We start from the raw sequence: 1,203 nt of genomic DNA, 5'->3' as shown, positions 1-1,203 counted from the left end.
CCCCAACCCGACCCCGGCGAAAACCCCGCCACGGCCACCGCGCCGTGAGCCAGATGGCTGAATCGACCCGGCGAACCGCGCCAGGCTCACGCACGATGGAGGCCACTGTCCGTTTCACCGGGAAGAAGCACCAGCGTGACCCTCTCACTCCCCGTCGTACTTTTGTTCGGCGTCGTCATGTTCCTGCTCATCCGCAAGGGCGGTATGAAGCTCTCGCACGCGCTCGTCGCCGCGATCTTCGGCTTCTACCTCGCCTCCACCACCCTGGCCACACAGATCAACAGCCTCGACACCACCATCGCCAACCTCATCGACTCCGTACACCCCTGACCGTCACCGACCGCCCCTCGGGGCGCGGACCCCGGCCGGAAGGGCGCCCCCGCATGCACCACCACGCCCGGGCGCAGCCGCTAAACCACCGGTAAAGTAGAAGTCTGCGACAGAACCGACACTCGCGGACACAAACGACAAAAGCGCCGAGCGCGCCCCGACACAAGCGAGGAGGGGACGAGTGTGCCGAGCATGCCCGCGCCGCCGCTGCCCACGGCCATAACCGCCGTCCGCCACGGCCAGTCCACCGCCAACGCGGCCTTCGCCCACGCCCACGCCACCGGCGCCCTCACCGTCCCCATCACCGAACGCGACGCGGACCTACCCCTGACCGACCTCGGCCGCGCCCAAGCCGCCGACCTCGGCGCCCGCCTCGCCGACGACCCCCCGCACCTGGTCTACTGCTCCCCCTACCGCCGCGCCCGCGACACCCTCGAGATCGCCCTCGCCGCCCTCACCGAACACGGCGCCCCCGCACCCGAGCGCACCCGCGTCGACGAACGCCTGCGCGACCGCGAGACCGGCGCCTGGGAGATGCTCACCGAAGCCGCCCTGCGCCGCAAATACCCCGAGGACATCGCCCGCCGCGAACACGTCGGCCGCTACTACTTCCGACCCCCCTGCGGCGAAAACCTCCCCGACGTCCAACTGCGCGTCCGCTCCGTCCTGACCGAAGCCCTCGCCGACGCCGCCGGACGCCACCTGCTCATCGTCGCCCACGACGCCGTCGTCCTGATGCTCCGGATGATCCTCGACCCCCTCGACGAAGCAGGCCTGCTGCGCCTACTCGACCAACACGGCGCCGTCGGCAACGCCACCGTCAACCGCTGGGACCTCGACCAGGCCGCCGACCCCCCGCGCCTGCGCCTGACC

2 protein-coding genes are annotated in these 1,203 nt (G+C 71.0%); both read left to right on the top strand.

The annotated features are described in order from the left end of the window. Window positions 1-135: 135 nt before the first annotated feature. Entirely contained in the window at window positions 136-330 is a 195-nt protein-coding gene (locus KDL01_RS41275; RefSeq protein ID WP_212534169.1) for a DUF2304 domain-containing protein, read from the top strand. A gap of 192 nt (window positions 331-522) precedes the next feature. Then, a partial coding sequence (locus tag KDL01_RS41270) for a histidine phosphatase family protein (protein WP_246577708.1) occupies window positions 523-1,203 on the top strand: 681 nt, incomplete at its 3' end.

The organism is Actinospica durhamensis (assembly GCF_018139695.1).
GTDB lineage: Bacteria > Actinomycetota > Actinomycetes > Streptomycetales > Catenulisporaceae > Actinospica > Actinospica durhamensis.
Note: the sequence above shows the minus strand (reverse complement) of the source record. Positions and strands in the feature narration are given on the sequence as shown.